This window comes from Bradyrhizobium sp. USDA 4510, from assembly GCF_054059095.1.
Genome location: NZ_JBSSBT010000001.1, coordinates 7,991,348 through 8,005,037 on the forward strand (window position 1 = coordinate 7,991,348; position 13,690 = coordinate 8,005,037).

General features: G+C 66.2%; 12 protein-coding genes. 7 read left to right on the forward strand and 5 right to left on the reverse strand.

What is annotated here, in order from left to right:
* Window positions 1–12: 12 nt before the first annotated feature.
* Window positions 13–1,284 (reverse strand): COG4223 family protein, encoded by a 1,272-nt coding sequence (locus tag ACVMDN_RS37140; RefSeq protein WP_076834995.1) that lies wholly within the window; start codon window positions 1,282–1,284, stop codon window positions 13–15.
* Window positions 1,285–1,396: 112 nt separating this feature from the next.
* Entirely contained in the window at window positions 1,397–2,137 is a 741-nt protein-coding gene (locus tag ACVMDN_RS37145; RefSeq protein WP_076834996.1) for a uroporphyrinogen-III synthase, read from the reverse strand.
* A 174-nt stretch (window positions 2,138–2,311) separates the two neighbouring features.
* Between ACVMDN_RS37145 and tsaD the strand changes: the two genes are divergently transcribed.
* From tsaD to ACVMDN_RS37165, 4 genes are all read left to right on the forward strand, one after another.
* Window positions 2,312–3,385 (forward strand): tRNA (adenosine(37)-N6)-threonylcarbamoyltransferase complex transferase subunit TsaD, encoded by a 1,074-nt coding sequence (tsaD, locus tag ACVMDN_RS37150; RefSeq protein ID WP_076834997.1) that lies wholly within the window; start codon window positions 2,312–2,314, stop codon window positions 3,383–3,385.
* 188 nt (window positions 3,386–3,573) lie between these two features.
* Window positions 3,574–4,551 carry an NAD(P)H-dependent glycerol-3-phosphate dehydrogenase gene (locus ACVMDN_RS37155; RefSeq protein WP_076834998.1) on the forward strand — a complete coding sequence of 326 codons (978 nt, stop codon included), beginning with the start codon at window positions 3,574–3,576 and terminating at the stop codon, window positions 4,549–4,551.
* A 117-nt stretch (window positions 4,552–4,668) separates the two neighbouring features.
* Window positions 4,669–5,781: an alpha/beta hydrolase gene (locus tag ACVMDN_RS37160; RefSeq protein ID WP_076834999.1), complete on the forward strand. Its 1,113-nt coding sequence runs from the start codon at window positions 4,669–4,671 to the stop codon at window positions 5,779–5,781.
* Between the two features lie 86 nt (window positions 5,782–5,867).
* Entirely contained in the window at window positions 5,868–6,281 is a 414-nt protein-coding gene (locus ACVMDN_RS37165) for an EVE domain-containing protein (protein WP_057021328.1), read from the forward strand.
* A gap of 164 nt (window positions 6,282–6,445) precedes the next feature.
* Here ACVMDN_RS37165 and ACVMDN_RS37170 read toward each other — a convergent pair whose 3' ends face one another.
* Window positions 6,446–7,624, reverse strand: a complete 1,179-nt coding sequence (locus ACVMDN_RS37170; protein ID WP_076835000.1) for a DNA topoisomerase IB — start codon at window positions 7,622–7,624, stop codon at window positions 6,446–6,448.
* A gap of 771 nt (window positions 7,625–8,395) precedes the next feature.
* On the opposite strand from ACVMDN_RS37170, the gene acs reads away from it, so the two are divergent.
* Both acs and ACVMDN_RS37180 read left to right on the forward strand, forming a co-directional pair.
* On the forward strand, window positions 8,396–10,348 hold the full coding sequence (gene acs, locus ACVMDN_RS37175; protein WP_076835006.1) for an acetate--CoA ligase: 1,953 nt from the start codon (window positions 8,396–8,398) through the stop codon (window positions 10,346–10,348).
* 338 nt (window positions 10,349–10,686) lie between these two features.
* Complete coding sequence (locus ACVMDN_RS37180) at window positions 10,687–11,202, forward strand: L,D-transpeptidase (protein ID WP_076835001.1); 516 nt, start codon at window positions 10,687–10,689, stop codon at window positions 11,200–11,202.
* Window positions 11,203–11,280: 78 nt separating this feature from the next.
* Here the strand turns inward: ACVMDN_RS37180 and ACVMDN_RS37185 are convergent, their stop codons facing one another.
* Together ACVMDN_RS37185 and ACVMDN_RS37190 are read right to left on the reverse strand one after the other, a co-directional pair.
* Entirely contained in the window at window positions 11,281–11,877 is a 597-nt protein-coding gene (locus tag ACVMDN_RS37185; protein ID WP_210262897.1) for a thermonuclease family protein, read from the reverse strand.
* A gap of 40 nt (window positions 11,878–11,917) precedes the next feature.
* The gene (locus ACVMDN_RS37190) at window positions 11,918–12,145 is read right to left on the reverse strand and encodes a DUF1674 domain-containing protein (protein WP_057021331.1); all 228 of its coding nucleotides are present in this window, start codon (window positions 12,143–12,145) and stop codon (window positions 11,918–11,920) included.
* Between the two features lie 175 nt (window positions 12,146–12,320).
* On the opposite strand from ACVMDN_RS37190, the gene ACVMDN_RS37195 reads away from it, so the two are divergent.
* On the forward strand, window positions 12,321–13,667 hold the full coding sequence (locus ACVMDN_RS37195) for an RsmB/NOP family class I SAM-dependent RNA methyltransferase (RefSeq protein WP_076835002.1): 1,347 nt from the start codon (window positions 12,321–12,323) through the stop codon (window positions 13,665–13,667).
* The last annotated feature ends 23 nt before the right edge of the window (window positions 13,668–13,690 follow it).

A 13,690-nucleotide genomic window follows, 5' to 3' on the forward strand; every position in this document is an offset into this window, starting at 1 on the left:
TATTGCAAAGGCTTACTGGTTGACCGTGGCGAGCGCCGCCATGGCGTTGTCGGCAAATTTACGCGACGCGTCGAGCGCGGCGCGGCGCGCGTCCACCTTGGCGAGCCAGGCTTGCGCCGCCGTGCGATCCGCCGGCGGCAGCGACTTCAATTCACGCTCGGTCAATGCGAGGTCATTATGCAGGGCGGCCGATGTCACGCGCGCGACGATGCTGCCGCGATCGGTCCCCGTGCCGTCGGTCCGTTCGATCTGGATCAGCGTGGAGGCACCGGCCTTCAGACGATCGACCAGCCCGGCGCTGGCCGCCGCAGCCTCCGGCGGAGGCGGCGCAAGTTTCGGCACGATCTCGATCAGCTCGCGGCACAGCGCGTTCGGGCTCGGCACGCCTGACCTCGCAAACGTCTCGAGCGGCTTCAGCACCTCGGCATCGTCCGACAGCGCCTTCGCGGCCTCGAGCGCGGAGGCATAGGGATCGCCGTGACGCACCGCGACGTCGAGCAGCGATGCCGCGACGACGCGGCGCAGCGGCACATCGTCGGCCTTCGCCTCGGCCTTGGTGTCGGCGATCTTGCCGTCCTGCCTCGCGATCGCAGCACCCTGCGCCTTGACCGCACCTTCGACCTTTTCGATGCGCGCCGTGATGCCGGAGAGATCAGCCGCAGCCGCGCCATCGCGCGGCGCGGCTTTCGCGTCATTGACCGCCGCCGCAAGCTTGTCGGATTGCGCCCGCGTCGCGGCGAGTTCGGTGCGCAGTGCGGCGATCGATTTGTCGAGCGCCTCCAGCCGCGCCGTCGCCGCGGGATCGGCGGCCGCCGCGACCGGCCTGCCGGCTTTCGATTCCAGCGCACTCAGGCGCGTGCCGAGCTCGTCGATGGCGGCACTGGGTTGCGGCGCCGGAACCGGCTGCACGACGGGCCAGCCGAGCAGCCAGCCAACCCCGATCACCAGCGCCGCCGCGACGGCGCCGGATATCGGAGCCACCACCCAGGGCGATACCGGCCGCGCCGGTTCGGCGTCCGGCGCCGCGGAGGCGGTCTCGGGCTGCGGCTCCGCTTGCGCTGCGGCGTCGCCTTGGGGCTCGGCCTCAGGCGTCGCCGCGTCCGCGGACGCCTTGGCAGCATCCTTGCCGGCATCCTGGTCCGTCTCCCTGGCGGCTTCCTCGGCCCCCTCCGCCTTCGACGGTTCGCTGGAGATTTCGGTCGCCTGAAGATCGATGGTCGGCGGCGCGCGCTTGGGCCGGGAATCCGGCGAAGATCCTGGGTCGTCTGGCCTTTCTTCAGCCATCGCGGGGGGTCCTCAAAACTATTGGCCGCATATTGTACCAGAATCGGCCCAGGCTCTTAGAGCACGATCCGAATAACCGAGCATTGCCTAACATCATGGTCAGACGAAAGAATTATTCCGGTCTCGGTCGCAGGGTGCGGCTGAGCGCCTCCAGCAGGGCGTTTTCGTCCGGCCGCGCCGCCACCACCACCTTGGTCGCGCCGGCGTCATGGAGCACCGCGGCGACGGCCGCCGAGATGCAGCATTGCGGCAAGGCGAGCGCCGAGATCTCGATCCCGTCGGCGCGGACCGTGTCCAGAAAGGCCTGCGCGCTGCGGCGGGAATAGTGCAGCACCGCGGTGATCCGGTTCGCCATGAAGGCGTCGCTGACCTCCCTCGGGAAGCCGGCCACCGGCGCCATCCGGTAGGTGGTGTGGGTGACGACGCTGAGCCCGCGCTCGCCGAGCTCGCCCGCAAGATCGCGCGACAGGTCGGCGCCGGCGAGATAGAGCAGCGTCGCCGATGCCGGCAGTTCGCCGGCGTCGACCCGTGCGAGCACGAGCTTGCGCAGCGAGACTGCATCGCCCTTCGCCACCATCACCTTGTCGAAGCCCGCGGCGCGCGCCGCATCGGCGGTGTGTGCCCCGACCGCAAACAGCGGCAGCCGCAACAAGGGGCTGGCAGCGAGGTCGACCGCGCGCAGCGCATTCGCGCTGGTCAGGATGACGGCATCATAATCCGCACCGTCGTCGCCGCGGAACGGCACCGGCTCGAAGCGCAGCACCGGCGCCGACAGGGCGTCAAAGCCGCGCTGGCGCAGCGTCGCGAGCGTCGCGTCATTGTCCGGATGCGGTCGTGTGACAAGGATTGTCAGGGTTTCAGGCCTCCAGCCGTATAAATTGGACGTTGGCGACCGATTGCACTTTAAGACCTCGCAATGCTACCCCGGAGCGGACATTTTGATGAGCATCATCTTGCCGGAAACCGGTTCCGGCCTGTCCGGATCATGCTCGTAGCACAAGGACCGAAATTGGGACACGAACCGCCGATGCTGGTGCTGGGGATCGAGACCACCTGCGATGAGACCGCGGCCGCCGTGGTCGAGCGCCAGGCTGACGGGCAGGCGAAAATCCTCTCCAACGTCGTGCGCTCGCAGACCGACGAGCACGCCCGCTTCGGCGGCGTGGTGCCGGAGATCGCGGCGCGCGCCCATGTCGACCTGCTCGACGGCATCGTCGCCTCCGCGATGAAGGAGGCCGGCGTCGGCTACGGACAATTGTCGGCGGTCGCGGCAGCCGCGGGCCCCGGCCTGATCGGCGGCGTCATCGTCGGTCTCACCACCGCGAAGGCGATCGCGATGGTGCACGATACGCCCCTGATCGCGGTGAACCATCTCGAGGCGCACGCGCTGACGCCGCGGCTGACCTGCGCGCTGGCATTTCCCTATTGCCTGTTCCTGGCCTCGGGCGGACACACCCAGATCGTCGCCGTGGTCGGCGTCGGTGAATATGTGCGGCTCGGCACCACGGTCGACGACGCGATGGGCGAGGCGTTCGACAAGGTGGCGAAGATGCTGTCGCTGCCCTATCCCGGCGGACCGGAGGTCGAGCGCGCGGCCGCCGGCGGCGACCCGACGCGGTTTGGCTTTCCACGTCCGATGCTCGGCCGCGCCGATGCGAATTTCTCGCTGTCGGGACTGAAGACGGCGGTGCGCAATGCAGCCAGCCGGCTGGAGCCGCTCGAGCCGCAGGACGTCAGCGATCTCTGCGCGAGTTTCCAGGCCGCGGTGCTGGAATCGACCGCGGACCGGCTGAGCGTCGGCCTGAAGCTGTTTCAGGAGCGGTTCGGCACGCCGCGCGCGCTGGTCGCGGCCGGGGGCGTCGCCGCCAACCATGCGATCCGCAGTGCGCTGCAGGAGGTTGCGGCGAAGGCGCAGACCACGCTGATCATCCCGCCGCCGGCGCTCTGCACCGACAATGGCGCGATGATCGCCTGGGCCGGCGCCGAGCGGATGGCGCTTGGCCTCACCGACACGATGGAGGCGCCGCCGCGCGCGCGCTGGCTGCTCGACGCCAACGCCAAGGCGCCGGCCGGCCACGCCAACAGCCGCGCCGGATATTGAACAATGTACGACGGGGCGCGCATCAGGCACCGTCGCATCTCGCCCCGCTTGCGGGGAGAGGTCGGATTGCGCAGCAATCCGGGTGAGGGGGTACAGGTCTCAACACTCGGCTCGCTCGCGGATAAAGCCCCTCACCCCAACCCTCTCCCCGCAAGAGCGGGGAGAGGGAGCGAAGGCAGGCCCGCCTGATGCCGGCGCATATGTCAGTGAGCGTGATCGGAGCCGGTGCCTGGGGCACGGCATTGGCCGATGTCGCGGCGCGCGCCGGGCGCAAGGTGACGCTGTATGCGCGCAATGCCGAGCATGCCGCGCAGATCCAGGCGATGCGGGTCAATCCGCGGCTGGCTGGTGTCCAGCTTCATCCCGGCATCGCCGTGACGTCGGATATCGCCGTCGCGGCACTCGCTGACATCATCCTGGCCGTGACACCGGCGCAGCATCTGCGCGCGGCGGTCGGGCATCTTGCGCCGCATCTCAAACCCGACACGCCTGTCATCGCCTGCGCCAAGGGCATCGAGCACGGCACGCATAAATTCATGACCGAGGTGATCGCGGAAGCCGCGCCGCGCGCGGTCCCCGCGATCCTGTCGGGGCCGAGCTTTGCCGACGACGTCGCGCGCGGACTGCCCACCGCCGTCACGCTGGCCACCAGGGACGAAGCGCTGGCACGCGCGCTCGTCCAGGCGCTCGGCTCGGCGACCTTCCGGCCCTATCACACCACCGACGTGCGTGGCGTCGAGATCGGCGGCGCGGCCAAGAACGTGCTGGCGATCGCCGCCGGCATCGTGGTCGGCAAGAATCTCGGCGCCTCCGCGCTCGCCGCGCTGACCACGCGCGGCTTCAGCGAGCTCGCGCGCTTGGGCCGCGCCTGCGGCGCCCGCGCCGAGACGCTCGCCGGCCTGTCGGGATTGGGCGATCTGCTGCTGAGTTGCTCGACCGCGCAATCGCGCAATTTCGCACTCGGCCTCGCGCTCGGCCGCGGCGAAGCCGCGCCGATCGGCAAGCTCGCCGAAGGCGCGTTCACCGCGCCGGTGCTGTGCGAGCTCGCCGCCGCGCAGAAGGTCGACATGCCGGTGTCAAACGCGGTCGCCGCGATCCTGGGCGACCGGCTGACCATTGACGCAGCGATCGAAGGCCTGCTGACGCGGCCGTTCAAGGCGGAGTAACGCACGTCACGGTCGCGCGTGGCGGAGCTTCACGATACGTGCGCGGCATACTAGCGTGGCGGCGAACCGTCGGATCCCGGTCCAACAAATCGAAAAACGGATCCCAAGGGAAAACCCATGCGTCAACCGCATCGTGCCATCCTTTCGATCAGCCTCGCCGTCGCCCTCACCGCCTCATCCGCCATAGCCCACGCCCAAACGGCCGCCACCTACGACGACCTTGCCAAGAGCGAGGCCGCCGCCAATGCCGACAACGGCAAGCGGGTCGCGCCACTCAAATCGATCGGCAATCCAACCGCCGACGTGTCTGCCGAGATGCAGGCAATGATCGGCGCGCCCTATCCGCCGCATTTCAATGCCGACCCCAAAACCCCTGCGGAATGGAAGGAGTTGATCGATCGCCGCGCCAAGCTTCTGATCGCGGGTATTCCGGCGCTGAAGGCGAAGCTCGGCGTCAAGGTCGAGGAAACCAGGCTTGCCGGCGTGCACTGCTACATCGTGACCCCGAACAAGATCGCGCTCGAGAACAGGCGACGCCTGCTGATCCACGTCCATGGCGGTGGTTACGTGTTCGGTCCCGGCGAAGCCGCGTTGCCGGAAGCCATCATGATGGCCGGCTTTGGCGGCTTCAAGGTCCTCTCGGTCGACTACCGGATGCCGCCGGACTTCCCCTATCCGGCCGCGATGGACGACGCGATGGCGGTCTGGAAGGAAGTTCTGAAATCGCACGAGCACCGCCGGCTGGCCATCTTCGGCACCTCAACCGGTGGGGCGATGACGCTTGCGATGGTGTTGCGGGCGAAGGATGAGAAGCTGCCGCTGCCCGCCGCCATCGCGCCAGGCACGCCCTGGTCCGATATCGACAAGATCGGCGACAGCTACGCGAGCAATGAATGGGTCGACAATGTGCTGGTGACCTGGGACGGCTGGCTCGGCCGCGCGGCGAAGCTTTATGCAAACGGCACCAGCCTGAAGAACCCCTACATTTCGCCGATCTATGGTGACTTCAAGGGCTTCCCACCGACCATCCTGACATCGGGCACGCGCGATCTGTTCCTCAGCAACACGGTTCGCACGCATCGCAAGTTGCGCCGCGCCGGCGTGATCGCCGATCTCAATGTCTATGAGGGGCAGTCGCACGCGCAGTACCAGTTCAACGTCGACGCGCCCGAGACGAAGGAGACGTTCACCGACATCGCCAGGTTCTTCGATCGATATTTGAAACAGTAGGTGCCGCGCCGGGATCAGATGCCCGTGCTTGTCGCGGGCATCCGCGTCGCTGTAGATTGCAGCGCAATCGAACGGGGTGAGTTGCGATGAATTACTGGCTGGTGAAATCCGAACCGTCGGTCTGGTCGTGGGACCATCAGGTCGCCAAGGGCGCGAAGGGCGAAGCCTGGACCGGCGTGCGCAACTTCACGGCACGGCAGAATCTCGTCAACATGAAGAAGGGCGACAAGGCGTTCTTCTATCATTCCAACGAGGGCAAAGAGATCGTCGGCATCGCCGAGATCATCAAGGAAGCCTATCCCGACCCGACCGACAAGACCGGCAAGTTCGTCTGCGTCGACATCAAGGCCGACAAGCCGCTGAAGACGCCGGTGACGATGGCCGCGATCAAGGCGGACAAGAAGCTCGCCGACATGGCGCTGGTAAAGTATTCGCGGCTTTCAGTGCAGCCGGTGACCGCGGAGGAGTGGAAGTACGTCTGCAAGATGGGCGGGCTGTGATGTCTCGTCCAACTCTACTGTCGTCCCCGCGAAGGCCGGGCGAAGGCCGGGACCCATTACCCCAAATGTCGATTGCTGAAACGAGCTGGGGCCACAGCGAATTCTAATCACAGGCGGCTGTGGTAACGGGTCCCGGCTTTCGCCGGGACGACGGCTTGCGGGACCTACGCCCCGGCCGCCATCACCACCTGCGCCAGCAATTGCTCGCGCTTGGACTGGGTGCGGTAGCCTCCCATCGTCGCGGCGAAGCGTTCGAGGATGCCGTCCTCGAAGGCTGTGACGATGGTGTCGTGGACATAGCTCTTGCGGCAGATCGCCGGCGTGTTGGACAGCTGGTCGGCGGCGGCACGGATCGCATCCAGCACCTGGCGCTTGCGGCCGCGCTGGCTGGTGGCCGGCGTGATCCGGGACAGCGATTCCACGACGACGGCCGACGCCATCAGGGTGCGGAAATCCTTCAGCGAGATCTTGATGCCGGCGATCTCGCGCAGGAACGCGTTCACCGCCGTGGTCGAGGCGGCCCGTACCACGCCGGAGCGGTCGTAATACTGAAACATGCGCTTGCCCGGGACGCCGCGCAGGATGCCGATCGCACGCACCAGCTTGGCCGCATCGCATTCCTTGCGCACGGCCTTGCCGCCCTTGGCCTTGAAGGTCAGCACCAGGGAGTCGTCTTCCAGCGTGACGTTGGACTTCAAGAGCGTGGTGGCGCCGCGGGTGCCGTTGAGGCGCGCATAGGATTCGTTGCCAGGCCGGATCGCGGTGCGCGCGATTAGTTCGATCACCGCCGACAGCGCGAACTCGCGCGTCGGCTCGTCGCCGGACAGAAACGCCGAGACCTTGCGCCGGATCTTCGGCAGCGCGGCCACCAGCTTGGCGAGGCGATGCGCCTTGCGCTGCTCGCGAACCTTCTCCCAGTCAGCGTGATAGCGATATTGCAGCCGGCCCGCGGCATCGCGGCCGACTGCCTGCAGATGCGAGCTCGGATCGCTGGAATAGCGCACCTGGCGATAGGCCGGCGGGACCGCCATCGCGTGCAGCCGGCGGATGGTGCGCGCATCGCGGACCCGCGAGCCATTGGCACGGACGAATGAATAGGTCTTGCCGCGCTTGATGCGGCGGATGGTCAATTCGTTCTGGTCGCCGAGCCGCAGGCCCAGATCGCGCGCCAGTTCTTCAACCGTCGTTCTGATGGCAGCGGGCGCGTCGAGCTTGAGTTTTGCCGGCGGCTGCAGCCTGGCCCGCGGCGGCTTGGACGGCCACTGGCCCAGTGCCTTTGCCAAGGCGACAGCGGGATCGGCGGAAACGGGCCGCACAGCCGCGATATTCTGCTGATCCATCATTACTCTCGCAAGACGCCTTGTTCCGCTGTTCTCCCGGTAATGCCGTTGCTTCGGGCTTCGTTCCGGTGGGCCGTCTGGCCTCGGAAACGCGATTTAGGGCGTCGGGGCCGACATTGCGAGTCGCGAATCAGTTATTGACTGTATTAAATTACCTTTCATGGGTGCCATTCGCCCGCTAACGTTGATTTTGGGCTGCCCGGGATCGGACAAAATGACGCGAGCGCGGTGCCGGAAACCGGCGTTTGAACGCCCGGAGGTCCACCGCGGTCCCCCAGATCAGGTCAGCGACCTTGCCCTTTCGCGCGCCGCTCTCGCCGGGGCGCGGCTCGAGCTCGGCAGCCACGGGACGGTCCAACCGCTGGCCGCAATCAAGGATTATTCGGTCACGAACGTGTTGACGCAGCTCATCGCGGCGGCGTCCGACAATTCGTTCAATTGTGCCCGAAGCCGTCGATCAAAATCGGCGTCAGCGCATCGTCGTCGCACGCGGCACCACTGCAGCGACGGCGAACGCGCAGAGAACGATACCACTACGACCAAGAGACCAGTGACCCCGAGCAAGCGATGGCGCATAGGTTTCTCTCGTCGATGCGTTGCGGTAAGCCGTCCTATCACAAGCGGAAGCCGGCGGACTATCCGGCGGCTTCAACGCGACGAAAGTGACAGTCCTTTTTCCTTGCCGGGCCGGAATGCGGCAACGCATAATCGCGGCAATGATCAAGACGGCTTGCCGTCGCGTCGTGCGCGATCGGCAATGAGTGGAGGAAAATGATGTCCGAGAAGATCTATGACGTGTCGGCCGACTGGGCCAAGCGCGCCTATATCGATGACGCCAAATATCGCGAGATGTATGCGCACTCGGTCAAGGACCCGAACGGCTTCTGGGCCGAGCACGGCAAGCGGATCGACTGGATCAAGCCCTTCACCAAGGTCGAGAACGTCTCCTTCGCACCGGGCAACATCTCGATCAAATGGTTCGAGGATGGCGTGCTGAACGTCGCCTGGAACTGCATCGACCGCCATCTCGACAAGCGCGGCGACCAGACCGCGATCATCTGGGAGGGCGACGATCCCTCCGAATCCAAACACATCACCTACCGCCAGCTGCACGACGAAGTCTGCAAGATGGCCAACATCCTGCGCACGCGGAACGTCAACAAGGGCGATCGCGTCACGATCTATCTGCCGATGATTCCGGAAGCGGCCTACGCCATGCTGGCCTGCGCGCGGATCGGCGCCATTCATTCGGTGGTGTTCGGCGGTTTCTCGCCGGACAGCCTCGCGCAGCGCATCAAGGACTGCGACTCGAAGGTGGTGATCACCGCCGACGAGGGCCTGCGCGGCGGCAGGAAAGTGCCGCTGAAGGCCAATGTCGATGCCGCCATCGCCAAGACCGGCGGCGTCGATTGGGTCGTAGTGGTGAAGCGCACCGGCGGCAAGATCGACATGAACCCGACCCGCGACCTCTGGTATCACGAGGCCGCTGCCATGGTGACGACGGAATGCCCGGCCGAGCATATGCACGCCGAGGACCCGCTGTTCATCCTCTACACCTCGGGCTCGACCGGAACGCCGAAGGGCGTGCTGCACACCTCGGCCGGCTACCTCGTGTTTGCGTCGATGACGCATCAATATGTGTTCGATTATCACGACGGCGACATCTATTGGTGCACCGCCGACGTCGGCTGGGTCACGGGCCACAGCTACATTCTCTACGGGCCGCTCTGTAACGGCGCGACCACGCTGATGTTCGAGGGCGTGCCGAACTATCCGGACAATTCGCGCTTCTGGAACGTGGTCGACAAGCACAAGGTCAACATCTTCTACACCGCGCCGACCGCGATCCGCGCGCTGATGCAGGGTGGCGACGAACCGGTGAAGAAGACCTCGCGCAAATCGCTGCGCCTGCTCGGCTCGGTCGGCGAGCCGATCAATCCGGAAGCCTGGGAGTGGTATTACCGCGTGGTCGGCGACGACCGCTGCCCGATCGTCGACACCTGGTGGCAGACCGAGACCGGCGGCATCCTGATCACGCCGCTGCCCGGCGCGACCAAGCTGAAGCCCGGTTCGGCGACACGGCCGTTCTTCGGCGTGGTGCCGGAGATCGTCGATGCCGACGGCAAGACGCTCGACGGCGAGACCTCGGGCAATCTCTGCCTGACCAGGTCATGGCCAGGCCAGATGCGCACGGTCTATGGCGACCACGCGCGGTTCGAGCAGACCTATTTCTCGACCTACAAGAACAAGTATTTCACCGGCGACGGCTGCCGGCGCGATGCCGACGGCTATTACTGGATCACCGGCCGCGTCGACGACGTCATCAACGTCTCCGGCCATCGCATGGGCACCGCCGAGGTCGAGAGCTCGCTGGTCGCGCATGAGGCGGTCTCGGAGGCCGCGGTCGTCGGCTATCCGCACGACATCAAGGGCCAGGGCATCTACGCCTATGTCACGCTGATGAAGGGCACCGAGCCGACGGAAGCGCTGCGCAAGGAGCTGGTCGCCTGGGTCCGCAAGGACATCGGGCCGATCGCCTCGCCGGACCTGATCCAGTTCGCGCCCGGCCTGCCCAAGACGCGCTCCGGCAAGATCATGCGCCGCATCCTGCGCAAGATCGCCGAGGACGAGTCGTCGAGCCTCGGCGACACCTCGACCCTGGCCGATCCGGCCGTGGTCGACGACCTCGTGCAGAACCGTCAGAACAAGAAGGGCGCGCCGGCGTAAGGCCAGCAGCAGCAAGGATCAGAAGACCAAAGAAGGGCCGCGCGCGATCACCGCCGCGGCCCTTCCCGTTTCCTGCAACGGGCGCTTCACGGGATTGTCATAGGCAAGGCGCGATTGAGGCGCGTTTGTGGCCAAGTGTTGTTTCCATGTCATTTACTTTAATCCGAACTTTTCATTCTCTCCCGCCATCAAGACGTGTCTCGCGGCCGGTGTGAAACCACCCGGTTAACACACGCAGTTAATGTTGCGTGCGTGAGACCGGCAGGCCCGGTTTTTCAAGGGCTCTGCATCTTCGTTTTTGGCTTCCTTGCGGGAGCTGTTGGGAAGTGGAGAGGTTGATGTCGAGGAAGTTTGCGGTGGCGCTGGCTGCCACCCTTGGTGCGGTTGCTTTGATATCGCAGGCGGCCGAAGCCCGGCCGGAAATGGTGGGAATACACGCCGACAACTATGAGCCAGGCACCATCGTAGTGAAGACCAACGAACGGCGGCTCTACCTCATTCTCGATTCCGGCCACGCGATGCGTTATCCGGTCGGTGTCGGCAAGTCCGGCAAGCAGTGGGCCGGCACCACGAAGATCGACGGCAAATATCGCAACCCAGCCTGGTCGCCGCCCGCCGAGGTCAAGCGCGACAAGCCCAGCATCCCGAACGTGATCGCCGGCGGCTCGCCGCATAACCCGATGGGCGTCGCTGCGATGACGCTGGCCGGCGGTGAATATGCGATCCACGGCACCAACGTGCCGGGCTCGGTCGGCGGTTTCGTCTCCTACGGCTGCATCCGCATGCTCAACAGCGACATCACCGACCTCTATTCGCGCGTCGAGATTGGCACGACGGTCGTCGTCACCCGCTGATCAGGCACAGCGCCTCGTCCAAAGCAAGGCCGCGCAGATGCGCGGCTTTTGTTTGCCCAGCCTGGTTTGAGCTGTCGCCTAGCGCGCGAAATATCCGCACCAGCCGAACCGGTGCCCGCCATTGTAGGCCCGCGCATGACCGGCCGCGAGCAGCGCGGCCGAGACGTTGTCGGTCTTCCTGGTCGCGACGTCGGCGACGACACGGCCCTGATATTTGTCGGGACCGACATTGTAGATCGCGACGTCGCCCTGGCCGAGCAGGTCACGCAGCGCCACCGTCGCCGCTTGCGCCATCTGCAGTTCGCGCGCACAGGACGCCTTCAGCTCCGGCGCATCGATGCCGCGCAGCCGGACTCGCGTGTACAGATCCGGGCCCGGCGAGAAATGCACCCGCGCCTCGAACGTGTCGCCGTCGATCGTCCTGATCACATCAACGTTGTGCCTGATGTCGGGCGCGCCGGCCCGCTGCCAGATCACGTCGGTGTCGCGCGACCTGCCGAGCGACCAATGCGGCGGCAGATGCACCCATTGTCGGATCGGCAGCGTGCTGCCGACGGCAATGCCGAGCACGAACACCCATGGCAGCGCCGCCGAGACGCGGCGGCCCCAAGGTGATCTTCGGAAGGGCGGACGTCCCGTCCCACGATAAGCATTTATTCTTTCGTATGGGGACATTTTCCCAGACTGGCGCGAGTCGAGCCGTCAGGCAAGGCTCTCAGAAGTCCGAGGCGATGCCCTTGGTCTCCCAATCGCCGTAACGCGTCGGTTCCGGCCCCTTCGGACCCTGGAACTCCTTCGGCCGCGCCGCCGCGTTCTGCGCGGCCGCCTCCTCTGCAGCCCTGCGCCGCGCCGCGGCCTCGGCGAGCGCGCGTTGCGCGGCTGGCGTCAGCGGCTTGCGCGGCGCGGCCTCCAGCGGCGATGACAACGGCGATTTATCAGACATGGCAAAACTTTCTGCCTGCGGATTCCGTATCTCTGTACTGGCTCAGTGACGACATCACGATCACGAAATCCCGCAAGGCGATTCTTACATTTGGCATATTCGCATGCCAGAGGTGGTATGGAGTTGATGGGCATGAGCCGAATGTAACTCAGCACCTTCGAGATATCTCCGCTTCATGCCTCCTTCAAGATTTGCAGTACCTGCCGAAGTCCCCGGTCTCGCGGCTCGCCGCATCGCGGCCGACATCCTCGATGGCGTGCTGCACAAGCACCGCACGCTCGACGACCAGCTCGACGGCGCCGGCGCGCATCCCGGCCTGAAATCGCTCGCCGATCGCGACCGTGCGCTGATGCGCCGGCTGGTGTCGACCATCTTGCGCAAGCTCGGCACGCTCGGCCATCTGCTGTCGCGCCTGCTCGATCGCGGCATCCCGACCGATGCGCCGCGCGCGCAGAGCGCGCTCCTGATCGGCGCGGCACAGATTCTCTGGATGGACGTGCCCGACCATGCCGCGGTCGATCTCTCGGTGCGGCTGGTGCAGTCCGACCGGCGCGCCGCGAAATATGCCGGGCTCATCAACGCCGTGCTGCGCCGCTGCGCGCGCGAGGGCCAGGGCCTGATCGACGAGATCAGCATGCAGACCCTGGACCTGCCGCCATGGATGCTGGCGCGCTGGAACGCGCATTACGGCGAAGCTACCGCGCGCGACATGGCGCTTGCGCTCGGCCACGAGCCATCGCTCGATCTGACGGTGAAGTCGGACGCGGCGCAATGGGCGACCCGCCTGCACGGCGAGACGCTGCCGACGGGAACCGTGCGCACGCTGCTGCAGGGTTCCGTCACGATGCTGCCCGGCTTTGCCGAAGGACAGTGGTGGGTGCAGGACGCCGCCGCCGCGCTGCCGGTGCGGCTGTTCGGCGACATCAAGGACAAGGCGGTCGCGGATCTCTGCGCCGCGCCCGGCGGCAAGACCGCCCAGCTCGCGCTGGCCGGCGCGCACGTCACCGCGGTCGACCGCTCGCCGGCGCGCGTGGCGCGGCTGCGCGACAATCTCACGCGTCTGGCCTTGCAGGCCGAGACCGTCATTGCCGACGCCGCCGAATGGCCCGCCGAGGCCGCAAGCTTCGACGGTATCCTGGTCGATGCGCCCTGCAGCTCGACGGGAACCATCCGCCGCCACCCCGACGTCGCCTGGCTGCGGCAGGAAGGCGACATCGCCGCGCTGTCGGCGCTGCAGAAGCGGCTGCTGCAAAAAGCCGCCAATCTGCTGAAGCCCGGCGGCACGCTGGTCTACTGCACCTGCTCGCTGGAGCCGGAGGAAGGCGAGCACGCGATCGCCGCGCTGCTGGCGAGCGAATCAGGCCTGCGCCGTGCGCCGGTCGAGACAAGCGAGGTCGCCGGCCTCGACGACATCATCACCGCCGACGGCGATCTGCGCACTTTGCCGAGCCATTTGCCCAATGCCGACCCGCGGCTCGGCGGGCTGGACGGATTTTACGCGGCCCGGCTGGTTAAATCCTGATTTTAAACTTCAGTCCTCTAAGC